Annotated in this window: 17 protein-coding genes and 1 pseudogene; 11 read left to right on the forward strand and 7 right to left on the reverse strand. The window is 70.1% G+C overall.

What is annotated here, in order from left to right:
• Nucleotides 1–155 precede the first annotated feature (155 nt).
• Both FHX60_RS14655 and FHX60_RS14660 read left to right on the forward strand, forming a co-directional pair.
• Nucleotides 156–3464, forward strand: a complete 3309-nt coding sequence (locus FHX60_RS14655; protein WP_183283814.1) for a DNA translocase FtsK 4TM domain-containing protein — start codon at nucleotides 156–158, stop codon at nucleotides 3462–3464.
• A 26-nt stretch (nucleotides 3465–3490) separates the two neighbouring features.
• Entirely contained in the window at nucleotides 3491–3832 is a 342-nt protein-coding gene (locus FHX60_RS14660) for a cupin domain-containing protein (protein WP_183283764.1), read from the forward strand.
• 90 nt (nucleotides 3833–3922) lie between these two features.
• Here the strand turns inward: FHX60_RS14660 and FHX60_RS14665 are convergent, their stop codons facing one another.
• The 4 genes from FHX60_RS14665 to FHX60_RS14680 are packed head-to-tail and all read right to left on the reverse strand — an operon-like array spanning nucleotide 3923 to nucleotide 7587.
• Nucleotides 3923–4519, reverse strand: a complete 597-nt coding sequence (locus FHX60_RS14665; protein ID WP_116382642.1) for a peroxidase-related enzyme — start codon at nucleotides 4517–4519, stop codon at nucleotides 3923–3925.
• On the reverse strand, nucleotides 4516–5046 hold the full coding sequence (locus tag FHX60_RS14670) for a CMD domain protein (protein ID WP_112776933.1): 531 nt from the start codon (nucleotides 5044–5046) through the stop codon (nucleotides 4516–4518). Before FHX60_RS14670 ends, FHX60_RS14665 begins: the two co-directional genes overlap by 4 nt.
• A gap of 44 nt (nucleotides 5047–5090) precedes the next feature.
• Entirely contained in the window at nucleotides 5091–6566 is a 1476-nt protein-coding gene (locus FHX60_RS14675; protein WP_183283765.1) for an FAD-dependent oxidoreductase, read from the reverse strand.
• Nucleotides 6559–7587: a LysR family transcriptional regulator gene (locus tag FHX60_RS14680; RefSeq protein ID WP_183283766.1), complete on the reverse strand. Its 1029-nt coding sequence runs from the start codon at nucleotides 7585–7587 to the stop codon at nucleotides 6559–6561. Before FHX60_RS14680 ends, FHX60_RS14675 begins: the two co-directional genes overlap by 8 nt.
• A gap of 217 nt (nucleotides 7588–7804) precedes the next feature.
• Between FHX60_RS14680 and FHX60_RS14685 the strand changes: the two genes are divergently transcribed.
• Nucleotides 7805–9313, forward strand: coding sequence for a glycine betaine ABC transporter substrate-binding protein (locus tag FHX60_RS14685; protein ID WP_258397096.1), 1509 nt, complete (start codon nucleotides 7805–7807; stop codon nucleotides 9311–9313).
• Here FHX60_RS14685 and FHX60_RS14690 read toward each other — a convergent pair.
• The gene (locus tag FHX60_RS14690; RefSeq protein WP_112776929.1) at nucleotides 9310–10728 is read right to left on the reverse strand and encodes an aminotransferase-like domain-containing protein; all 1419 of its coding nucleotides are present in this window, start codon (nucleotides 10726–10728) and stop codon (nucleotides 9310–9312) included. The genes FHX60_RS14685 and FHX60_RS14690 overlap by 4 nt on opposite strands.
• A 156-nt stretch (nucleotides 10729–10884) precedes the next feature.
• Here FHX60_RS14690 and FHX60_RS14695 point away from each other — a divergent pair, with 156 nt between their 5' ends.
• From FHX60_RS14695 to FHX60_RS14705, 3 genes are read left to right on the forward strand one after another with little or no spacing between them, the layout of a single operon-like run.
• Complete coding sequence (locus FHX60_RS14695) at nucleotides 10885–11070, forward strand: DUF2970 domain-containing protein (protein ID WP_092316343.1); 186 nt, start codon at nucleotides 10885–10887, stop codon at nucleotides 11068–11070.
• A gap of 13 nt (nucleotides 11071–11083) precedes the next feature.
• The gene (locus FHX60_RS14700; protein WP_183283768.1) at nucleotides 11084–12409 is read left to right on the forward strand and encodes a c-type cytochrome; all 1326 of its coding nucleotides are present in this window, start codon (nucleotides 11084–11086) and stop codon (nucleotides 12407–12409) included.
• A 7-nt stretch (nucleotides 12410–12416) separates the two neighbouring features.
• Nucleotides 12417–14264: an NAD(P)/FAD-dependent oxidoreductase gene (locus FHX60_RS14705; protein WP_183283769.1), complete on the forward strand. Its 1848-nt coding sequence runs from the start codon at nucleotides 12417–12419 to the stop codon at nucleotides 14262–14264.
• Between the two features lie 7 nt (nucleotides 14265–14271).
• Here the strand turns inward: FHX60_RS14705 and yihG are convergent, their stop codons facing one another.
• Nucleotides 14272–15174: a 1-acylglycerol-3-phosphate O-acyltransferase, YihG family gene (gene yihG / locus FHX60_RS14710; protein WP_112776926.1), complete on the reverse strand. Its 903-nt coding sequence runs from the start codon at nucleotides 15172–15174 to the stop codon at nucleotides 14272–14274.
• A gap of 205 nt (nucleotides 15175–15379) precedes the next feature.
• Nucleotides 15380–16336 (reverse strand): SphA family protein, encoded by a 957-nt coding sequence (locus FHX60_RS14715; protein WP_183283770.1) that lies wholly within the window; start codon nucleotides 16334–16336, stop codon nucleotides 15380–15382.
• Between the two features lie 245 nt (nucleotides 16337–16581).
• Between FHX60_RS14715 and FHX60_RS14720 the strand changes: the two genes are divergently transcribed.
• The 5 genes and pseudogenes from FHX60_RS14720 (at nucleotide 16582) to FHX60_RS14740 (ending at nucleotide 22190) form a co-directional block, all read left to right on the forward strand.
• Entirely contained in the window at nucleotides 16582–17367 is a 786-nt protein-coding gene (locus FHX60_RS14720) for a hypothetical protein (protein WP_183283771.1), read from the forward strand.
• 31 nt (nucleotides 17368–17398) lie between these two features.
• Nucleotides 17399–17847 (forward strand): annotated as a pseudogene (locus FHX60_RS14725) (BamA/TamA family outer membrane protein); the annotation flags it as partial.
• A 154-nt stretch (nucleotides 17848–18001) separates the two neighbouring features.
• Entirely contained in the window at nucleotides 18002–19246 is a 1245-nt protein-coding gene (locus FHX60_RS14730; protein WP_183283772.1) for a formylglycine-generating enzyme family protein, read from the forward strand.
• Between the two features lie 58 nt (nucleotides 19247–19304).
• The gene (locus FHX60_RS14735) at nucleotides 19305–20378 is read left to right on the forward strand and encodes an HAD family hydrolase (protein WP_183283773.1); all 1074 of its coding nucleotides are present in this window, start codon (nucleotides 19305–19307) and stop codon (nucleotides 20376–20378) included.
• Between the two features lie 54 nt (nucleotides 20379–20432).
• Complete coding sequence (locus tag FHX60_RS14740) at nucleotides 20433–22190, forward strand: arylsulfatase (protein WP_183283774.1); 1758 nt, start codon at nucleotides 20433–20435, stop codon at nucleotides 22188–22190.
• Nucleotides 22191–22215: the final 25 nt, after the last annotated feature.

Consider the following 22215-nt stretch of genomic DNA (forward strand, 5'->3'; position numbering starts at 1 on the left):
GCGTGGTCGTGAATGTGCCCGCGCTCGCCCTGGCATTGTGGCGCAATGGCGTTGATAAAGCGCCGCGTTACGAATATTTGCGCTTTCCGATTCAATCGCCGACTGTCATAACCGCTACAATCGCTGCCCGGTGTTTTGAAGATGGCATGTCGATAATGGGTTTGGGCTGGTTCGGGTTCTCGACTTTCTGGATAGTACCGCTGCTGTGGCGGCTGGCGACGCGCTGGCTGGCCGGCGAGCGGCGCCTGGCCGGGCCCGGCTCGCTGCGCGTGTGGCTGGGCACGCTGGCGGTGCTGTGCGCGAGCGCCTGCCTGGAGGCGCTGACCGGCGGGGACGATCCCGAATCGGGCGCGGGCGGCGCCGCCGGCCGCGCGCTGGCCGGCGGCTTCGGCAACCTGTTCGGCTGGACCGGCGCCTTGCTGCTGATGCTGGGCGTGCTGGCACTGGCCGCGCCGATGGTGTTCGGCGAAACCTGGCGCAGCCTGTTCGCACGCAAGCCGCGCCGCGCCGCCGCGCCTGCCGCGGCGCCCGAGGAGGCGCCGGTGACCTTCGCCGCCACCCAGCCGCTGCGCGAGGCCGAGCGCCGCGATGCACCGGCGGCGGGCAACGCCGGCTGGACCGCGCCCGCGCCGCGCCATCGCAGTTTTGAAGCCGTCTCCGCGCGCCGCCAGCCCGCCTGGCAGCCGCCGCGCCGCACCCGTGAATCGCCGCCGCAGCCGGGCGAGCTCTGGCTGCATCATGCCGACGCGCCGGGCGCGAACAAGCCGGTGCGTGCCCCGCAGCCAGCGCCGGCTCCCGCCGCGCCGGCAACGCGTCCCGCCCAGCCGGCGGCACGCAAGCCGGCCGCCGCTGCCGTGCCCGCACCGGCCCCCGCGCCGCGGCCGGCACAGCCGTTGCGCGGCACCGTGGTCAGCAGCCCGTTCCGCCAGCCGCAGCCGCTGGTCCGTTCGGCGATCACGACGCTGCCGGAAGCGTCCGCGAAGCCCGCCGCCGCATCCGCAGTGCCGGCCACCGCCGCCGCTGTCGCCGCCACCGACACTGCCACCGCCCCGGCCGAGATCGTTGTCGCCGCGCAGGCGGCCGCCAGTGCCGAACGGGATGCCGTCGCACCAGCGCCGCAGGTAATCGCCGTACCCGAGACAGAGCCGACGCCAGAGCCGGAAATCGTGCCGGCGGCGCCGGCCACTGCTTCCGTTCCGGTCGACGACGCCGTTACCGCCGTCCCGGCCGAACCCCTTGCGCTGGATGGCGATGCCCCATCGCTGGCCGCGCTCCGGCAGGAAGCGCTCGACCTGCTCGCCGAGTTGCAGGCCCTGGCGGGCAAGTCCGCGACAGTGCAGTCGGCTGACCCGGCATCGGACCCCTTGCCGGTGGCCATGCCCGAAGCGGCCGCGGAGCTGGCCATCGAGGCGAACGCAGCAGAGCCCGACCCGGTTGCGACACCGCCGCTGGCTGACGTCGCGGCGGAAGCCCTCGTCGGAGCGGAAGCCGAAACGCTGTTGGCCGACGTGCCGGACAGCACGGACGAGACCGCTTGGGAACCCCAAGCAAGCGCGCCGGAGCACGACGCCGACGCCGTAGCCCACGCGGTGGCAAGTTCCGCGATGGAGGAGGGCAGCGAGCCCGAGCCCGACGCCGTGGCGCTGGTCCCGGCCGAAGACGCCGGCACGGAAAGCGCCCTGATGGATGGCAACGATCTGGTCAGCGAAGCCGTCGAGCCGGAGGCGTTGCCGGCCATCGACTTGGCCGATGCAGCCGAAGCAGTGGAAGCAGTGGAAGCAGTGGAAGCCACCGAACCCCAGGCACTTGTCGAAGCCGCGGCAGCCAGCCTGCCGTCGCCGCCTCCCGCCAAGCCCCGCATCGTGCTGCCCGCCGTGGTCGGGCGCACCGTGCCGCTGGCAGCCGCGACGCAGCCTGCCGCCGCCCCGGCGTCCGCACCCGCGCCCGCACCGGTGGCGCCACCGTCGCCGCGCCCGGCGGTCGATTACCGCCTGCCGCCGGCGGACTTGCTGGAAGGCGAAGTCGACAGCGCCGAGCAGGTGTCGGAAGAACGCCTGCGCGAAACCGGCGAACTGATTGCCCAGCGGCTGGCAGAGTTCAAGGTGCCGGTCGCCGTGGTCGGCGCCGGCGCCGGCCCGGTAATCACCCGCTTCGAGGTCGAGCCCGCCATGGGCGTGCGCGGCGCGCAGGTGGTGGGACTGATGAAGGACCTGGCGCGCGCGCTGGGCGTGACCTCGATCCGCGTGGTCGAGACCATTCCCGGCAAGACCTGCATGGGGCTGGAGTTGCCCAACGCGCGCCGGCAGATGATCCGGCTGTCCGAGATCGTCAATGCCGCCTCGTTCCAGGCGCATCATTCGCGGCTGGTGCTGGCGATGGGCAAGGACATCACCGGCAACCCCGTGGTGACCGACCTGGCGCGCGCGCCGCACCTGCTGGTGGCCGGCACCACCGGCTCGGGCAAGTCGGTGGCCGTCAACGCCATGATCCTGTCGATGCTGTACAAGGCCACGCCGGAAGACGTGCGCCTGATCATGATCGACCCCAAGATGCTGGAGCTGTCGGTCTACGAGGGCATCCCGCACTTGCTGGCGCCGGTGGTCACCGACATGAAGCAGGCCGCGCACGCGCTCAACTGGTGCGTCGGCGAAATGGAAAAGCGCTACAAGCTGATGTCGGCGCTGGGCGTGCGCAACCTGGCCGGCTACAACCAGAAGATCCGCGCCGCCGAGGCCGCGGGACAGAAGGTGCCCAACCCGTTCTCGCTGACGCCGGACGCGCCCGAGCCGCTGTCCCGCCTGCCCATGATCGTGGTGGTGATCGACGAGCTGGCCGACCTGATGATGGTCGCCGGCAAGAAGATCGAGGAACTGATCGCGCGCCTGGCGCAGAAGGCGCGTGCCGCCGGCATCCACCTGATCCTGGCCACGCAGCGCCCCTCGGTCGACGTCATCACGGGCCTGATCAAGGCCAATATCCCGACGCGCGTGGCGTTCCAGGTCTCGTCCAAGATCGATTCGCGCACCATCCTCGACCAGATGGGCGCCGAGAGCCTGCTCGGCCAGGGCGACATGCTGTTCCTGCCGCCGGGCACCGGCTATCCGCAGCGCGTGCACGGCGCCTTTGTCGCCGACGACGAAGTGCACCGCGTGGTCGAGCACTGGAAGCAGTTCGGCGAGCCGGACTACGATGACGCCATCCTTGCCGGCGACCCGGCCGAGGCCGGCGGCGCGGACCTGTTCGGCGATGGCGGCGGCGACGGCGAGGCCGACCCGCTCTACGACGAAGCCGCCAGTTTCGTGCTGACCAGCCGCCGCGCCTCGATCTCGGCGGTGCAGCGCCAGCTGCGCATCGGCTACAACCGCGCGGCGCGGCTGATCGAGCAGATGGAAGCGGCCGGGCTGGTGTCGCCGATGGGCCGCAACGGCGCGCGCGACGTGCTGGCGCCCGGGCCGTCGGAATAACGCAACGTTACCTTCGGGAGGCGGTGATGGCGCTCGAGCATGGAAGCTTGCTGGCCGACGTGCCGGTGAACCTGGCGGAGGAAGTGTTCCAGCCGCTGCTGGCGCGGCCTGGCCTGAAGATCGAGCGGATCGTCTCCAACGGGCAGGCCAGTCCGGCAGGGTTCTGGTACAACAGCGCGCAAGCCGAGTGGGTGCTGCTGGTCAGCGGCAGTGCTGCGCTGGAGATCGAGGGCAAGCAAGGCCGGCATGTGATGCGGCCCGGCGACTGGCTGCACTTGCCCGCGCAATGCCGGCATCGTGTGGCGTGGACGGACGAAGGGCAGCCGACGGTCTGGCTGGCGGTGCATTACGAAGGCGCCGGCAACTGAGCTGTCCCTTGCGACAGCGCAGCTTGCATGCCATCGGGGCACACGCTCTCCTCTCCCGCGAAGTGGGCGAGGAGAGCAAACATTCGGCCCTCAGCCCCCGGCCTGATCCGGAAACACCGGCTCCCCAAGATTCAGCATCAACCGGTTCGCCCACGCAAAGATGGCAATCGAGTGGATCAGGTCCAGGATCTCCCCATCGCTCAATCCGGCCTCGCGCAGCGGCTTGAGCTGTTCGGCGGTGACCTCGGCCGGCCGCTCGGTCAGTTCCGCCGAGAACGTGGCGATGGCCCGTTCGCGCGCGGTGGTGCCGGCGGTGTAGGGATCGTCGAAGACCTGGCGGATCACGTCGTTGCGCTTGGCCAGTTGCTCGAACCGCTGCGCGTGCACCGATGCGCAATACACGCAGCCGTTGATGCGCGACACCACCGTGGTCGACAGCTCGCGTTCGGCGCGCGGCATGCCGCCGGGCGCGTACATGATGGCGTTGAAGGCGGTCGAGCGCTGGCGCAGGATCTCGGGCTGGTGGACCAGGAAGCGGTAGTAGTCCTGCACCTTGGCCTTGGGGTGGCTTTCCTCGAGCACGGCGATCTGCTCCGGCGTGGCCTGGTCGAGGTCGACCACGTCCAGCCATGCCTTCCAGTCGAGCACTTCGTTGGTGAAGCCGTGGGATTTGATGATTTCGCTCATGCCAGGGCTCCGTTGTCGTTCAGGGCTTTCAGTGCGTCCAGTCCGGCCACCAGCCGCACCTGGTAGGAGAGGAACGCGACCAGCTGCGCCAGCGTGACCACCGCCGGGGTGCCCAGGCCGGCGGCGGGCAGCGCCAGCAGCGCGGCCTGGTCGCCCTCGACCGGTTTCTCGATCAGCTTGCGGGTGAATTCGAGCATGGCGCGCAGGCGCGGCTCGGCGATGTCCGCGGGCGTGCCCTCGGCCGCGGCGCGGACCTGGCTGGCATCGATGCCGAGCTGTTCAAGCCGGCCCCGGTAGTGCGCGGCCAGTGCCGGCGACGGCGTCAGCCGGGCGGCGTACAGCGCCACCAGCAGCCGTTCCGCCAGCGCCAGGCCGGGCAGGTCGGGGTCGAACAAAGCATCGTAGCTGCCCTGGGTGGCAGCCACGACCTTGTCGCGCTGGTGCCGCAGGGCGTGGGTGGCGCTGCCCGGCGCGAGGCCGGTGAGCTGGTCGATCAGGTCGACCGCGGAAGTCGGGGGCTGGGTCATCGGAGGCTCTGGTGGGATCTTGCGTGAGTTGGGTCGGGGTGGCTTCAGGCCTTGGCGGTGCGCAGCGCCGGCGGCGGCGCCGGCACCCATTCGTCGCCGAAGACTTCGGGCTCGGCATAGGCCCGCAGCGCGGCGTAGTGCAGCTCGATGTCTTCCTGGTACAGCCGCGCGGCAATGCCCTGGCCAAGCCGGCGCGCGCCGTCGCTGATCGCCGGGATGTCGCCGGACACGGTGCCGTGCGACAGCGCCGCCGGATAGCAGAAGCAGTGGATGCGCGTCAGGCCCGGGCAGGCGCCGGGTGTCTTCTCCTGGAATTCGAAGGCTTCGCCGAGATCGGGCGAATCGGACAGCTCGCGGTCTTCCTGGCCCGCGGGCGGCGCATGGCGGTCGCGCCAGAAGCGGATATGCGCGGCGAAGGCGGCGAACTCCGGGCGCGTTTCCAGCGCGATGCGGAAGCCCGTGGAGAAGATCAGGAAGTCCAGTTCGAACTCGCCCTGCGGGGTGCGCACGCGCAGCACGTCGCCCTGCGCCTCGATCGCTTCCAGCGCGGCGCCCAGGTTGAAGTACGCATTGGTATGCCGCGACACGCGCAGCGTGCTGCCGCGCGGCGGCGGCACCTGCTGGCTGTTGATGTAATGGCGCAGGCGCCATTTCCAGGCGTCGGACAGGCCGTAGTGGCCGAAGGTCAGGCCCGGGTTGCCGGCGCCCTTGCTCTTGTTGACGCGCGGAATGTCGGCACGGCGGATCAGCATCTCGACGCTGGCGGCACCGGCCTCCAGCGCGGTCGCGGCGCTGTCCATGGCCGAGGCGCCGGCCCCGACCACGCCCACGCGCTTGCCGCGCAGCGCGGCGTAGTCCATCTGGTCCGACGAATGCGCCCACAGGTGGCGCGGCAGCGCGGCGGCCAACGGCGGCACGTAGGCGCCGCCGAGGCCGTCGCGGCCGGTGGCCAGCACCACGCGGCGCGCCAGCACCGTGAGCGGGCCGGCCGGGGCCTGCAGCGACAGCGCCACCAGCCCGTCGGGGCGCGGCACGATCCGCTCGACCTGGTGTTCGTTGCGGATATCCAGCGCCAGCACCTGGCGGTACCAGCGCAGGTAATCCATCCATTGCAGGCGCGGGATCTTGTCCAGCGCCTGCCACGCGGCCTCGCCGAACTGGGCCTCGTACCAGGCGCGGAAGGTCAGTGCCGGCAGGCCCAGCGCGGGACCGGTCAGCTGCTTGGGCGAGCGCAGCGTCTCCATGCGCGCGGTGGTCGCCCACGGGCCTTCATAGCCCGCCGGGGCGCGGTCGAAGGCGCGCACGCGCATACCGAGGTGGGTCAGCGTGGCGCTTGCCGCGAGGCCGGCCATGCCGCCGCCGATCACGGCGACGTCCAGCACCTCCTGCCCGTCGACGCTGCGCGGCATGGTCCAGGCCTTGGCGGGCAGCTCCAGCCAGGACAGGTCCTGGCGCAGCCGGGCTTCGAGGGCGGCCAGGCCCGGGGGCGGGGGAACGGTCGCAACGGTGGGGTCAGTCATGGCTAGTCAGTCTCGAATCCTGGGTTGGACGGTCCGTGGCATCGCCCGCATCATCCGGGCCGCCCGCGTCACCATAGAGCGATTGCAGCAGCGCGCCGTGCTCCGCCGGCTCGCGCCGCACCAGGTCGGGCAGCAGCGCGGCAGCGGCGTCGGCCACCGCCTGCACCAGCCCCTGCACGGCGGCGCTGGCAGGGCGTGCCTGCGGCGTGATCACCCCGAAAAAGAACGGGATATCGGCATCGATGGGCCGCACCGCGATATCGGTCAGCGGCAGCCCGCGCGCGGTCACCGGCTCCAGCAGCGCGATGCCCAGCCCGGCGCGCACCAGGGTCAGGGCGCTGATCGAGGTGTTGGTGTCGATCACGCCCGCCGCCGGCACCCCGGCGGCGGCCAGCGCGCGGTCGACGCGGCGGCGCAGCCGGTAGGGGTTGTGCATGGTGATCAGGCGGCGGCCGCGGCAGTCATGCAGCGCGATGGCGGGCTGCGCCGCCAGCGGGTCGTCGGCACGCAGCGCCGCCACGCAGGCGGACTGGCCGATCCAGTGCACGGTCACGCCGCGGTGCTCCAGCGGCAGGCTGTTCAGGCCGATGTCGGCGGCGCCGGTCAGCACCGCGTGCACCACCTGTTCGGGCGACTGGCTCTGCACCGCGACGCGCTCCGGCGCGCACAGCCCGCGCGCGAACGCCAGCGCCAGCGCCGGCGGCAGCAGGCCCGCGGCCAGTGCCGGGGTGGCGGCAATGCGCAGCGGCCGGCCATCGCCGCGCGCCAGCGCCGCGGCGCGCGTGCGGATCTGCTGCATGCCCGCCAGCGTCTGCTCGACCTCGTCGTAGAGCAAAAAACCCTGCTCGGTCGGGCTGACGCGCGGGCCGCTGCGGGTGAACAGGGCGAAGCCGAGTTCCGCCTCCAGCTCCTGGATCAGCCGCGTGATGGCCGGCTGCGAGCGGCCGAGCAGCCGCCCGGCGGCGGTGACGCTACCGGTGGTGACGACTGCGGCGAAGGCTTCCAGTTGCCGGATTTCCATTGGGCGGTGGTTGACGTTGGCAATGTATATGTAATCTGGATTCTGACGTGTCCATCATGCAATTGGCAAATACTATTTCGGGATAAGGCTATGCCGCGGCTATGATGTAGAGATGCCGGACGCACACCGGCCCACCAAAAGGACGGATGTGTTTGCCTGGCTCCCCGGCAATTGGCATGACCATGTAAGGGCCACGCTGTGGCGCGTGGCACTTTTGGTGCTGACAACGGCACTTGTGATTGCGGAGCCCGCGCAGGCCGCCGACCCGCTGCGCGTCGGCTCCAAGCGCTTTACCGAGTCCTACGTCCTTGGCGAACTGCTGACGCAGGCTGCTGGCCCGCCTGGCACCGCGCAGCACCATCAGGGGCTGGGCAATACCGCGATCGTGTTCGAGGCGCTCAAGGCCGGCAGCATCGACCTCTATCCCGAGTACACCGGCACGCTCGCCGCCGAGATCCTGAAGCTGCCGCCTGGCGCCGGCCTGGAGGACATCCAGCGGGCACTGGCCCCGCTGGGGCTCGGCGCCACGATCCCGCTCGGCTTCGAAAACACCTACGCCCTGGCCGTCTCCGATACCCGCCCGCTCCACCTGCGCCGGCTCAGCGACCTGGCCGCGCAGCCACGGCTGCGGCTGGGCCTGTCGCATGAATTCCTCGGCCGGGCGGACGGCTGGCCCGGTCTTGCCAGCCGCTATCGCCTGCCGCAGCAGCCGGTCGGGCTGGACCACGGCGTTGCCTATGAGGCGCTGGCAGCGGGGCAGGTGGATGCCATCGACATTTATTCGACCGACGCCAAGATCCTCAAGTACCGGCTGCGCGTGCTCGAAGATGACCGCCGCTATTTCCCGCGCTATGACGCCGTGGTGGTGTACCGGCTGGACGTGCCGCGGCGCTTCCCGCAGGCGTGGCAGGCGCTGCAGCGCCTGTCGGGCCGCATCAGCGCGGCCGACATGGTGGCGATGAACGCCGCGGCGGAGATCGACCGCAAGCCGTTCGATCTCGTCGCGCGAGAGTTCCTGGCCCAGGGCCCGAACCCCGGCACCGAAACCGCCGCGGCGCCGGCATCCGAGGCCGCTGCGGCCGGTACCAGCGGTCGCGGCCTGCTCGGCGCACTGCTTGGGCCCGATACCAACCGGCTGGCGCGGCGCCATGTCGGCCTGGTGGCCGGCGCGGTCGGTGCGGCCACGCTGGCCGGCGTGCCGCTGGGCATCCTGGCCGCGCGCCGGCGGCGCACCGGCCAGGTGGTGCTGGGTGCCGTCAGCGTGCTGCAGACCGTGCCGTCGCTGGCCCTGCTGGCGATGCTGATCCCGCTGCTGGGCCGCATCGGCGTGTGGCCCGCGCTGGTGGCACTGTTCCTGTATGCGTTGCTGCCGATCGTGCGCAACACCGCCACCGGACTGGAGCAGGTGCCAGCGGGCATGCGCGACGCAGCCCGCGCGCTCGGGTTGCGCGGTGGCCAGGTACTGCGCTACGTCGAGCTGCCGCTGGCGTTGCCGGTGCTGCTGGCCGGCGTCAAGACCGCGGCCATCATCAGCGTGGGCACGGCCACCATCGCGGCGTTCGTCGGTGCGGGCGGTTTCGGCGAGCGCATCGCCACCGGGCTGGCGCTGAACGACACCACGCTGCTGCTCGCCGGCGCGATCCCGGCCGCGGTGCTGGCGCTGGCGGTGCAGGCTGCGTTCGAGGCGCTGGAGTGGGCGCTGCGCCGCCATCGCGGCGCGCGCTAGCCGGCCGGCTGCTGCGCGATGAGCCGCCCCAGCGTGGCCACCGCGGCCTCGGCCTCGTCGTTCCACAGGTGGCCATAGTTGAGCCGGATGCAGTTGCGGTAGCCTTGCCGCGCCGAAAAAATCGGCCCCGGCGCGATGCCGATACCGGCTTCCAGCGCGGCATGGTGCAAGGCCAGTGCATCGAAGCCGGCCGCGAACTCCACCCACAGGAAATACCCGCCCTCGGGCCGCGACACCCGCACCTGTTCCGGAAAATGCCGGCCGATCGCATCGATCATGCGGCCCTGCTGCATCTCCAGCACGTGGCGCAGCTTGCGCAGGTGCTTGTCGTAGCCGCCATGCTGCAGGTATTCGGCCAGCGCCACCTGCGCGGGCACGCCGGCCGACAGCGTGGTCATCAGCTTGAGCCGCTGGATCGCCTCGCCAAAGCGGCCCGGCGCGACCCAGCCGATGCGGAAGCCCGGCGCCAGGGTCTTGGAGAACGAGCTGCAATGCATCACCAGCCCTTGCGTATCGAAGGCCTTGGCCGGCAGCGGGCAGCGGTTGCCGAAGTAGAGCTCGCCATAGACGTCGTCCTCGATCAGCGGCACCTGATGGCGCGCGAGCAGGGCCACCAGCGCCTTCTTCTTGTCCTCCGACATGCTGGCGCCGAGCGGGTTCTGGAACTGCGTCATGAACCAGCACGCCTTGACCGGGTGGCGCGACAGCGCCGTGTCGAGCGCGCCCAGGTCGATGCCTTCGGCGGGGTCGACCGGGATTTCGACGGCCTTGAGCCGCAGCCGCTCCAGCGCCTGCAGCGAGGCATAGAAGCCGGGCGATTCGATCGCGACCACGTCGCCCGGCTGCGTCACCGCCATCAGGCACAGGTTCAGCGCCTCGAGCGCGCCGTTGGTGACGACCAGGTCTTCGGCCGGCTGCGGCGCGCCTGCGCCGAGGTAGCGCAGCGCGATCTGGCGGCGCAGCGCGGCATTGCCGGGCGGCAGGTCGTTGACCGAGTACCACGGGTCGAGCGCGCGGCCGGCACGCGCCAGCGACTTGCCCAGCCGCTCCCACGGGAACAGCTCGGGCGACGGAAAGGCCGAGCCGAACTGCACCAGCTCGCGGTCGCGCGCGCCTTCGAGCACGGCGAACACCAGCTTGGAGATGTCCACCTGCGTCGACACCTGCCGCGACGGGCGCGCCTGCGGCTGCGGCAGCTCGCGCCGCGCCGCGCCCGCCACGTAGTAGCCGGAGCGCTCGCGCGCCCGCACCAGTCCGCGCTCTTCCAGCCGGTAATAGGCCTGGAACGCGGTCGACGGGCTGACGCCGTACTGGGCCACGGTCTTGCGGATCGACGGCAGGCGCGTGCCCGGGGGCAGGCTGCCGTTGCGGATGTCGGCGGCCAGGGTTTCGGCCAGGGCTTCGTACCGTTTCATGGTGGGGGCAGGGCGGCGTCGGTCAGGGGATTATCGCCCGGGCGCAACCAACTGATACGTAATTTTTCCAGTTATCTGATGCTGGTATGGCAGGCGGCGCCGGACCATAATCGGCCTCTCGACCCGATACCCGTTGCCGTTGTGCCAGGAGATGCCATGAACCCGTTGAGGCTGTTGCGGACCGTGCTGTGGGGCTTCTTCGGCCTGCGCCAGGGCAGCGAGCACCAGCGCGACCTGGACAACCTGCGCCCGGTGCCGCTGATCGCGACCGGCGTGGCCGTCGCCGCCGCACTGGTGGCCTGCCTGGTGCTGGCGGCCAACTGGGCCGTGTCGGCGGCATGACCTGACTGCACCCATGCGCTTCCCTTGTCACGGGCCGGGCCTCGCTGTGTCCCGCGCGTTGCGCAACCTGGCCGGCCTGGCGCTGGCGCTGCTGCTGCCCGCGGGCCTGGCGCAGGCCGCCGGCGACGCGCAGCAGGTCGAGCGCGGCCGTTACCTGGCCCGCATCGCCAACTGCGCCGCCTGCCATACCAGCGCGGGCGGCAAGCCCTTTGCCGGCGGGCTGCCGATCCGCACCGCGGTCGGCACGCTCTATTCGACCAATATCACGCCCGATGCCGGCAGCGGCATCGGCGCCTACACGCTGGCCGAGTTCGACCGCGCCGTGCGTCACGGCGTGGCGCGCGACGGCAAGCGCCTGTATCCGGCGATGCCGTACCCGTCGTATGCGCGCATGCAGGGCGACGACGTGGCGGCCCTGTACGCCTACCTGCGCGCCGAGGTGGCACCGGTGGCGCAGCGCAACCCCGCGCCGCAGATGCGCTGGCCGTTCGGCATGCGCGGCCTGCTGGCGGTGTGGAACGTGCTGTTTCTCGATGACAAACCGGTCCGCAACGAGCCGTCGCGCGACGCCGCCTGGAACCGCGGCGCCTACCTGGTGCAGGCGGTGGCGCATTGCGGCGCCTGCCATACGCCGCGCGGCACGCTGTTCGCCGAGAAGGGCCTGGATGAGCGCAGCCGGCATTTCCTGTCCGGGGCCAGCGTGGAGGGATGGTCCGCCACCAACCTGACCGGCGACCAGCTCACCGGGCTGGGCGCCTGGTCGCGCGCGGACATCGCGGAATTCCTGCGCACCGGGCGCAATGCGCACGCGACCTCGTTCGGGCCGATGTCCACGGTAGTTTCCACCGCCACCCAGTACATGACCCCGGCCGACCTCGACGCGGTTGCCGCCTACCTCAAGTCCCTGCCGGGCGCGCGCGGCGAAGACAAGCCGTTCCGGCACGATCCCGCCACGGCGCAGCAGCTGCGGCAGGGCCGCTTCGACCTGCCCGGCGCGCGCCAGTATGCGGTGTTCTGCATGCCTTGCCATGGTGCCGACGGCAAGGGCTTCGCCCGGGTATTCCCGCCGCTGGCCGGCAGCCCGACCGTGGCCGATCCGGATCCGGCATCGCTGGTCAACCTGCTGCTCGACGGCGCCGTGACCGCTCGGGTGGGGACCGCGCCGTCGGACTACCACATGCCCGGCTATGGCTGGACCCTGGACGACCAGGAGCTGGCCAACGTGCTGACCTTTATCCGCGGCAGCTGGGGCAACCGCGCCACGCCGGTGGCAGAGGCCGACGTAGCCGCGCGGCGCCGGGCGCTGGCCGCGCAGCGCCAGGCCGACGCCCAACCATGAGCCGCCGATGACGATCACCCGAAGAGACTTCCTCAATGGCACCGCGCTGGCCATTGCCGCGGGGCTGGCGCCGGCGCAGCTGCTGCACGCGCAGCCGCGCGCGGGCGCGCCAGCCGCCGCGTACCCGCCGGCGCTGACCGGGCTGCGCGGCAACCATGCCGGCACCTACACGCTGGCCCACAGCCTGGCGCGCGAAGGCGCGAAGTATCCCGCAGTGCTGGCGCGCGAGGCCTTCGACCTGGTGGTGGTGGGCGGCGGTCTCAGCGGCCTGGCGGCGGCGTGGTTCTACCGCCGCCGCTTCGGCGCCAACCGCCGCATCCTGATCCTGGACAACCACGACGATTTCGGCGGCCACGCCAAGCGCAACGAGTTCACGGTGCGCGGCAAGCGGCTGGTGACCTATGGCGGCAGCGCCGAGATGCCGGCAAGCGCGGCAGGCGACGCGGCGGTGCGCGAGCTGCTGGCCGGGCTCGGGCTCGATGCCGCGCGTCCGCCCGCCGCGTCCGCGGACCCGTATGCCGCGCTCGGCATGGGCCGCGCGGTGTTCTTCGATGCCGAGCACTTCGGGCGCGACCAGTGGGTGGCGGGCGACCCCTTCGGCGAAGCGATCGACGCGCGCAGCGGCGCGCGCGCGGGCGGCCCGGATGCGGCGGCGCTGTCGCGCTTTCTGGACCGCGCGCCGTTGCCCGCGGCGGACCGCGCCGCGCTGGCGCGGCTGGCCGCCGGCACCACCGATTACCTGCCGGCGCTGTCGGGCGCTGAACGCAGCGCGGCGCTGCGCACCATGCGCTACGCCGCCTTCCTGCGCGACAAGGCCGGCATCGGCCTGGCCGGGCAGCGCTTCCTGCGCAGCCGCAGTCTCGATGCCTACGCACTCGATGCCGACGGCATCTCGGTGGCCGACGCCATCGCCATCGGCCTGCCCGCCGGCGCCAACATGCCGGCGCCGGCGGGCAATGCGCGGCTGGGCAAGTCGCCCGGTTCGCGGCTGTGGTTTGCCGATGGCAATGCCTCGCTGGCGCGGCTGCTGGTGCAGAGCCTGATCCCGGGCGTGGCGCGCGTGGCCGCGCCGGCGCAGGTGGTATCGGCGGCGTTCGACTACGGCCGCCTGGATCGCGAAGGCGACCCGGTGCGCCTGCGCCTGAACAGCACCGCGATCGCGGTCGAGCCCGACGGCCCGATCACGCGCGTGACCTATGGCTTCAGCGGCAACCTGCATCGGGTCGAGGCGCGCCACGTGGTGCTGGCCGGCTACAACATGATGATCCCGTACCTGCTGCCGTCGCTGCCGGCGCAGCAGAAGGCCACGCTGCACAACGAGGCCAAGGCGCCGCTGGTCTATACCAAGGTGGCGCTGGACCACTGGCAGGCGTTTGCCGCGCTGCGCACGCGCCGCATCCATGCGCCGGCCATGCCCTACACCGATCTCTGGCTGGAGCCGCCCGCGGGCCGGGAACCCTCCGACCCGGCGGTGCTGCACATGCTCTATGTGCCGACCGTGCCCGACAGCGGCATGCCCGCGCGCGACCGCTTCCGCGCCGGCCGCGCCTTGCTGCTGGGCACGCCCTTCGATGCGATGGAGCGCGACATCCGCGCGCAGCTCGACCGCATGCTGGGGCACCAGGGCTTTGCCTCGAAGGACGTGATCCGCGGCATCACCGTCAACCGCTGGGCGCACGGCTACAGCTACATGCCCGACAGCCTGGCCGGCGAGAACGTGGCGCCCGAGGCGGCGTGGCCCGGGCTGGCCGGCGTCGGCAACATCAGCATCGCCAACAGCGACAACGCCGGCAGCCCTTCGCTGACGGCGGCGGTGGCGCAGGGCAAGCGCGCCATCGAGCGGCTGCCCGGCTAGCGCCCGCTCAGCCCTGGCGCGGCGGCGTCAGCGCGTCGATCTCCGCATCCTTGGACTCCCACTGGCGTGCCAGCCAGTGGTGGAATTCGGTGCGGAAGGCCTTGTCGCTGCCGTAGTCGGCGTTGCAGAAGGACGGCGGCACCGGCAGCTGGCGCATGCGCACCAGCACCGGGCCCGCCCGCCCGCAGGCCAGGTCCCAGAAGCCTGGCGCGCCTTGCGGGTAGACGATGGTGACATCGATCAGCGAGCGGAACTTGTCGCCCATCGCGTTCAGCGCCACCGCCAGCCCGCCGGCCTTGGGCTTGAGCAGGTGGCGGTAGGGGGAATCCTGCGCGGCGTGCTTGGCCGCGGTAAAGCGCGTGCCTTCGGCAAACACCATCACGCTGGTCGGCACCAGCGAGAACTTGGCGCAGGCGCGCCGGGCGGTTTCCTGGTCCTGGCGCCGCAAGGCCGGATTGCGGCGCAGCTCGGCCTTGCCGTGGCGCTTCATGAACGGGAAGTCCAGCGCCCACCAGGCCAGGCCGATCACCGGCACATAGATCAGCTGCTGCTTCAGGAAGAACTTCAGCAGCGGGATGCGGCGGTTCAGCGCCCGCTGCAGCACGAAGATATCGGCCCACGACTGGTGGTTGCAGTTGACCAGGTACCAGTCGGCATAGCGCAGCCCCTCGTTGCCCCGGATGTCCCAGGGTTCGCGCTGGATCCACGCGAACCAGCCGGCGTTGCCGGAGATCCAGGCGGTGGCGATGCCATTGAGCAGCGGGTCGATGCGGCGCCTGGCCGCGGCGAACGGCAGCGCCAGCTTCAGCAGCGCCAGCGGAAACAGCAGCGCGCACCAGAACAGCGTGCTGCCGATCAGCAGGGTCCAGCTCAGGATGCCGGTGACAAAGGCGAAGCGGCCGCGCGGCACCGGCGCCCGGCGGCGTGGCGGCACGGCAGGGGCGGCGGAGGCGGGCTGGCTGGCGTCGGCGGAATCGGGGGCGGCGGTGGAAGCGCGGGAAGATGAGGGCAACGTCGTCATGGGCGCCAGTTTGCAGGCAGGAAAGGAATTGGAGCTTGCGCTTGATCAACGCAGACGCTGGCTCGTGGGTATCTCAAGTTGACGCGCGATGCCTTCAGAACACCAGCGTCGCCGTGCCCATGAAGGTGTTGGTGCTCTTCAGCCGGTTCTTGCTCGCCACCGACGGCACCCAGCGCAGGCCCAGCGACAGCAGGCTCTTGGCGCCGACCTTGGTGTCGTAGGTGACGATCGGGCCCACCGCCCAGTCATGGCCGCGGAAGCCGTTCAGGCGGTCCGCCAGCGGCCCGCTGTCGTCGCCCAGCTGCTGCGTGGTGCCGGCGATCAGGCCCACGCCGGCGCCGTTGGCAAAGCGCTTGAGCAGCATCGTGTCGAGGGTGAACAGCGGCGCGTTCTGGTAGTCGGTGGCATGGTTGCGGGTGTAGAACTGGATGCCGGCAACGGCGTCGAACTCGAGCCCGTGTTCGGGGAACAGCCTGGTGTAGGCCACTTGCGGAATGAAGGTCCAGTTGTTCAGGCTGGGATTGGCCAGGGCGTTGGGATCGTACTTGCCGGTCGGCGCCCACACGTTCAGGCTCAGCGCCACGTGTTCGGTCCTGGAAAAATGGTAGCCGGCGATGACCGGCGCGAACGAGATGTCGAACAGGTTCGAGGTGGTGTCCTGGGTGCTGACGCCGCGGCCGCCGACGGCAAGGTTGGCCGTGACCTTGGTCCACACATAGGGCAGCGTAAAGCTGGAGGCGAAGTTCCAGGCGCCGGTGTCGGTGTCCCACACTTTCATCACCGTGGCCAGGGTGAAGGCGATCTTGCCGTCGATGCCGACCGAGGCCTTGCCTGCGATCGGCACGGTGCGGCTGCCGCCGATCGAGCCGTCGAGGTAGATCTCGCCGACATTGACGATCAGCGCCGGCTCGGGCGACACCACCCCCGCATTGGGGACCACGCTGGTGCCGGTGACGGGGCGCCCGAGCGCGCCTTCGGTGGCGTGGGCGCCGGCGCAGGCCAGCAGCAGCGGGGCAGTCATGGCAAGCCGTTGTGCGAAAGTCTTTGGCATGGGCATCAACAGGTAGGACCGGCCGGCCAGCGCGTGCGGGCGGTGCCCGCGCCGGTTTTTCGACATTGCATACTAGCAGCAAACCCCCGCGTCGCTGTTGGCGCGAAACACGCAAAAACTTTCATTACGGCATCGCAAATATTTACTTCACAAGGCCGAAGCCGCTCTGCCATGATGGCTCTCGCCATATTGGAGCCGCGATGGTAGCGATTTCATTGAGCGCGGCCCCCGGGGGAAATGTGTTCATGCAGAAGTCCAGGTGTGCTGCAGTGTGCGTGGCGGCGGTGGCGCCGATGTTTGCCTTCGCCGCCGGCCCGTCGAGCGACGACATGAATGCGTCGAACAATCCGCTGAGCCCGACCATTACCCTGAACCTGCAGGACCAGTACGTGGGGCGTTATTACGGGCTGGGCGACGAGGACGGCAATAGCGTGCTGCTGCGCGGCACCGTGCCGCACAAGCTGTTCGGGCTGCCGCAGATCGTCCGCTTCACCCTGCCGGTGGTCACCACGCCCGGCGTTGCGCCCGATGGCAGCAAGACCGGGCTGGGCGACCTGAACCTGTTCAACCTGGTGCTGGTGAAAGGGCTGGGCATGGAGTGGGGCATCGGCCCACAGCTGACCATTCCCACCGCTTCGCGCGACCAGACCGGCACCGGCAAGTGGCAGGCCGGCCTGGCGGCGGTGGGCATCTCGCCGCAGCAATGGGGCCTGCTGGGTGGCCTGGTGACCTGGCAGCATTCCTTTGCCGGAGCGGGCGACCGCCCCACGCAAGATAACCTGACCGCGCAGCCGTTCGTGATCTACAACCTGCCACAGGGCTGGTACCTGCGCAGCAGCGCGACCTGGAATTTCGATCTCCGGCGTGGCAGCTATTACATCCCAGTCGGCGTTGGCGCCGGCAAGATCTGGAAGATCGGCAAGGACACCTACAACCTGTTCGCCGAACCCCAATGGACGCTGAAGCATGATGGCAGTGGCGTACCCAAGTTCCAGGTGTTCATGGGGCTGAATATCCAGTTCCCGCTTTAGCGCGAGCGGCGACGCAAAGGCCCAGCCGACCGCGAGCTTCAGGTTTGGCGATGCCGGCGAGCCGGGCAGCTTCGACCGGACCCAGCGTATCGGCAAGGCCGGCCCGGTGATCGACTACGACTCGCGCGCCAACATCTTCTACCCCCGCCGCGGCAGCTATGCCGAACTCGAGGCGCAGTTCGCGCGCGGCGGCTTCGGCAGTACCCAGTCGTTCAAGATGTACAACGCACGCGGCTTTACCTGGCTGCCGCTGGCGCGCAACGTGATCCTCGGCCTGCGCGCCGATACGCGCTTTTCCAGCGGCGACGTGCCGTTCTATGCGCAGCCGTCCGTCGACCTGCGCGCGTGCAGACGGGGCGCTACCAGGACCGCAATGCGTTCGCGGCGCAAATGGAATTGCGCTGGGACGTGACCCCGCGCTGGTCGCTGCTGGGCTTTACCGGCATCGGCAAGGCCTATGGCCGCTGGCACGATTATTCCTCCAGGCGGGCAGCGCCTGGCGCTGAGGCGCTGCAGCTGCGAAAAAGCTTAATTCACTGCGCGCTGAAATCATAAAACGCTGACTTCTGATTGAATAAGCCATCTGACATCATTGTTTGCGCTGAATCAGAGCGGTTTTTGCAGAGACAATGGAATGAGCGGACAACGTGAAGGTGGCAATCCCGACGCAGGTGCGGGGCGTTCCGGCTCGGCGGCGCGGGCGCCAGCATGGCGCGGCGCAAGGCGGGTGTGGCTGCTGGCCCTGCTGAGTGCCGGGCTGGCCGCAGGCTTGGGCGGCAGCTACTGGTATCTGAAGGGCCGTACGCCGGCGTCGCCGGCTATCGTCGTCGGCGATGGCAAGAACGGTCCCGCCGGCATGGTGCGCGTGCCGGGCGGCGAATTCCTGATGGGCAGCGACAGCAAGATGGCGCAGCCCAATGAAAAACCGGCGCACAAGGTGCGCGTGCATGCGTTCTGGATGGACCGGCACCACGTCACCAACGCGGAATTCCGCAAGTTCGTCGAAGCCACCGGTTATGTCACCACTGCCGAGCGCGTGCCCGACTGGGAAACGCTGCGCGTGCAGCTGCCGCCCGGCACGCCGCGCCCGCCCGACAGCGCCATGGTCGCGGGCGGCATGGTCTTCGTCGGCACGCCGCGGCCGGTGCCGCTGCAGGATTACTCGCGCTGGTGGCGCTATGTGCCCGGCGCCGACTGGCGCCATCCGGCCGGCCCCGGCAGCTCGATCGAGGGCAAGGACAACCACCCGGTGGTGCAGGTCTCGTACGAAGACGCACAGGCCTATGCCAGGTGGGCCGGCAAGCGGCTGCCGACCGAGGCGGAATGGGAGTTCGCCGCGCGCGGCGGACTGGAGCAGGCGACCTATGCCTGGGGCGAGCAGTTCGCCCCCGACGGCAGGCAGATGGCCAATGTCTGGCAGGGCCAGCAGAACCAGCCGTTCCCGGTGGTCAGCCCCAAGGCGGGCGGGGCGCTGGGGACCAGCCCGGTCGGGACCTTTCCGCCCAACGGCTATGGCCTCGCCGACATGACCGGCAATGCCTGGCAGTGGGTCGCGGACTGGTACCGCGCCGACCAGTTCCGGCGCGAAGCCGGCAAGGCAAAGCCGATTGAAAACCCGATGGGCCCGCTGGTGTCCTGGGACCCCTCCGAACCCGGCGTGCCGGTCAACGCGCCCAAGCGCGTCACGCGCGGCGGCTCGTTCCTGTGCAACGAGGACTTCTGCCTGAGCTACCGTCCCAGCGCAAGGCGCGGCACCGATCCCTTCAACAGCATGTCGCACCTCGGCTTCCGGCTGGTGATGGACGAAGGCCGCTGGGCCGAAATGCAGCGGCGGCCGCCGGTGGCGATGGCCGGATCCGCCAACCCGGCAGCGCGCTGACGACGCGCGCGGACCACGATTCTTTCCGGCAGGACAACACGCGTCAGGAGCGAGCAATATGACCATGGCAGCGCCCCCCGCAATCCTTGCCAGCCAGACGCGCAAGGCCATCGCCGCGCTGGCGCTGGCCGGCCTGGCACTGGCCGGCTGCTCGACCTCCGCCACCGCGCCGGCTGCGCCGGATGCGGCCGCGCAGCCGGTGCAGACGGCGGCCACGGCGCTGCCGTCGTGGCGCGAGGGTGCGGCCCGGCAGGCGCTGCTGAAATTCGTCGCCGACGTGACGCGGCCGGGTTCGCCCGGCTTCGTGCCGCCCGAGGAGCGCGTCGCCGTGTTCGACAACGACGGCACGCTGTGGAGCGAGCAGCCGCTGTACTTCCAGTTCTTCTTCCTGCTCGACCAGATCCGCGCCGCGGCGCCGCAGCATCCGGAGTGGCGCAGCAACCCGGCCTTCAAGGCGCTGATGGCCAACGACATGCAAGCCCTGATGCGCAACGAAAAGGCGCTGGCCGCGCTGGTTGCCAAGGCCAACAGCGGCATGACCGTGGACGAGTACGACCGCACCATCCGCGACTGGCTGGCAAAGTCCCGGCATCCCAGGTTCAACCGGCCGTACACCGAACTGGTGTACCAGCCGCAGCTGGAACTGCTGTCCTACCTGCGCGCCAACGGCTTCAAGACCTACATCGTCTCGGGCGGCACCATCGATTTCATGCGGCCGTGGAGCCAGGCCATCTACGGCATTCCGCCCGAACAGGTGATCGGCTCCTCGCAGGCGGTGCGCTACCAGGTGCGCGACGGCAGGCCGGTGCTGGTGCGCGACCCCAAGCTGGATTTCATCGATGACGGGCCGGGCAAGCCGGTCGGCATCTACCGCCATATCGGCCGCCGGCCCATCCTCGCGGTGGGCAACTCCGACGGCGACCTGCAGATGCTGGAGTACACCACGGGTGGCGACGGCCCGCGCCTGGCCGTGCTGGTGCATCACGACGATGCCGAGCGCGAGTTCGCCTATGACCGCCAGTCCAAGGTGGGCAAGCTCGACAAGGCCCTTGACGCGGCCCGCGCCAAGGGCTGGACGGTGGTCAGCATGAAGCGGGACTGGCAGCAGGTCTATCCGGCCGGCAAGCCATGACCACACGTATCAGCAGCAAACCGACCGTAACGGGTCAATGAGCGGAGGCGGGACATGCACAGAGTTGAAGAACGCATAGTCAGAGGGCGGAGTTCCAGGCTGGCGATGCTGGCCGTGGCCGCCGTGGTGGTCGCGCTGGCAGGCTGCGACAAGAAGGAAACCCCGCCCAAGGCGCAACAGCCGGCGGCGCAGGCGCCTGCCGCGACGCCGGCAACGGGCGCGGCCGCACCGGTACCGGCCCGCGAGAATCCGCCGGTGGCGACCAGCGCGCCGGTTGCCGCGGCCTCCGCGCCCGCGCTGGCGGCGCCGGCGGCATCCGGCAAGAAGCCGAACATCCTGGTGATCTTTGGCGACGACATCGGCCAGACCAACATCAGCGCCTACAGCCATGGCGTGGTGGGTTACCGCACCCCGAATATCGACCGCATCGCCCAGGAGGGCATGCTCTTCACCGACTACTACGGCGAGAACAGCTGCACGGCTGGCCGCTCCACCTTCATCACCGGTGAAGTCGGGCTGCGCACGGGACTGCTGAAGGTCGGCATCCCGGGCGCCCCGGTCGGCCTGCAGGCGCAGAACGTGACCATCGCGCAGGCGCTGAAGCCGCTGGGCTATGCGACCGGCCAGTTCGGCAAGAACCACCTGGGCGACCGCAACGAATACCTGCCCACCGCGCACGGTTTCGACGAGTTCTTCGGCAACCTCTATCACCTGAACGCGGAAGAGGAGCCAGAGCGCCCGTACTACCCGAAGAACGACGAGGCCTGGGTCAAGGCCAACGCGCCGCGCGGCGTGATCCACTCGTTCGCGGATGGCAAGGTCCAGGACACCGGGCCGCTGAACCGCAAGCGCATGGAGACCATCGACGACGAGACCACCACGGCGGCGATCGGCTTCATGGACAAGCAGGTGAAGGCCGACAAGCCGTTCTTCGTGTGGATGAATACCACCCGCATGCACGTGTTCACCCACGTGCGTGAGTCGATGCGGGGGCAGAGCGGCATGCCGGGCAACGAGTACGCCGACGGCATGATCGAGCACGACGGGCATGTCGGCAAGCTGCTCAAGGCGCTCGACGACCTCAAGGTGGCCGACAACACCATCGTGATCTACAGCACCGACAACGGCCCCAACCAGTTCAGCTGGCCGGATGCCGCGACCACGCCGTTCCGCAGCGAGAAGGACACCAACTGGGAAGGCGCGTTCCGGGTGCCGGCAATCATCCGCTGGCCGGGCCGGATCAAGCCCAACACGGTGTCCAGCACGATGATCTCCGGGCTCGACTGGTTCCCGACGCTGCTGGCCGCGGCCGGCGATACCGATATCAAGGAGCGCCTGCTCAAGGGCACCAGCCTCGGCGGCAAATCGTTCAAGGTGCACCTGGACGGCTATAACTTCCTGCCCTACCTGACCGGGCAGACCAACACCGGGCCGCGCCAGGACTTCTTCTACTTCAACGATGACGGCCAGCTGGTGGCAATGCGCCACAACGACTGGAAGTTCGTGTTCTGCGAGCAGCGCCAGCCGGGCGGCTTCCAGGTCTGGGCCAACCCGTTCACCTGCCTGCGCGTGCCCAAGGCATTCAACCTGCGCATGGACCCCTATGAGCGGGCCGATACGGTTTCCGACCAGTACTACGACTGGACCGCGAAGAACGCCTACATGATCAGTTATGCGTCCTCGCGGGTGGCGCCGTTCCTCCAGTCGTTCAAGGACTATCCGCCCAGCCAGCGGCCGGCCAGCTTCACCATCGACCAGATGACCGAGGCGGTGATGTCGTCGCTCGACAGGGGCGCGGCCGGCGGCAAGTAGCCTTCGGCGTGACCGGCCAGCCGGC

It is taken from the genome of Cupriavidus alkaliphilus (assembly GCF_014191175.1).
GTDB lineage: Bacteria > Pseudomonadota > Gammaproteobacteria > Burkholderiales > Burkholderiaceae > Cupriavidus > Cupriavidus alkaliphilus.

Excerpts from the sequence above, each read along its gene's own strand:
- FHX60_RS14680 (WP_183283766.1), bottom strand. The coding sequence starts at position 7,587 with ATGGAAATCCGGCAACTGGAAGCCTTCGCCGCAGTCGTCACCACCGGT.
- FHX60_RS14720 (WP_183283771.1), top strand. The coding sequence starts at position 16,582 with ATGCAGAAGTCCAGGTGTGCTGCAGTGTGCGTGGCGGCGGTGGCGCCG.
- FHX60_RS14690 (WP_112776929.1), bottom strand. The coding sequence starts at position 10,728 with ATGAAACGGTACGAAGCCCTGGCCGAAACCCTGGCCGCCGACATCCGC.
- FHX60_RS14700 (WP_183283768.1), top strand. The coding sequence starts at position 11,084 with ATGCGCTTCCCTTGTCACGGGCCGGGCCTCGCTGTGTCCCGCGCGTTG.
- FHX60_RS14740 (WP_183283774.1), top strand. The coding sequence starts at position 20,433 with ATGCACAGAGTTGAAGAACGCATAGTCAGAGGGCGGAGTTCCAGGCTG.
- FHX60_RS14695 (WP_092316343.1), top strand. The coding sequence starts at position 10,885 with ATGAACCCGTTGAGGCTGTTGCGGACCGTGCTGTGGGGCTTCTTCGGC.
- FHX60_RS14660 (WP_183283764.1), top strand. The coding sequence starts at position 3,491 with ATGGCGCTCGAGCATGGAAGCTTGCTGGCCGACGTGCCGGTGAACCTG.
- FHX60_RS14665 (WP_116382642.1), bottom strand. The coding sequence starts at position 4,519 with ATGAGCGAAATCATCAAATCCCACGGCTTCACCAACGAAGTGCTCGAC.
- FHX60_RS14705 (WP_183283769.1), top strand. The coding sequence starts at position 12,417 with ATGACGATCACCCGAAGAGACTTCCTCAATGGCACCGCGCTGGCCATT.
- FHX60_RS14735 (WP_183283773.1), top strand. The coding sequence starts at position 19,305 with ATGACCATGGCAGCGCCCCCCGCAATCCTTGCCAGCCAGACGCGCAAG.
- FHX60_RS14670 (WP_112776933.1), bottom strand. The coding sequence starts at position 5,046 with ATGACCCAGCCCCCGACTTCCGCGGTCGACCTGATCGACCAGCTCACC.
- FHX60_RS14715 (WP_183283770.1), bottom strand. The coding sequence starts at position 16,336 with ATGCCAAAGACTTTCGCACAACGGCTTGCCATGACTGCCCCGCTGCTG.
- FHX60_RS14655 (WP_183283814.1), top strand. The coding sequence starts at position 156 with ATGGGTTTGGGCTGGTTCGGGTTCTCGACTTTCTGGATAGTACCGCTG.
- FHX60_RS14730 (WP_183283772.1), top strand. The coding sequence starts at position 18,002 with ATGAGCGGACAACGTGAAGGTGGCAATCCCGACGCAGGTGCGGGGCGT.
- FHX60_RS14675 (WP_183283765.1), bottom strand. The coding sequence starts at position 6,566 with ATGACTGACCCCACCGTTGCGACCGTTCCCCCGCCCCCGGGCCTGGCC.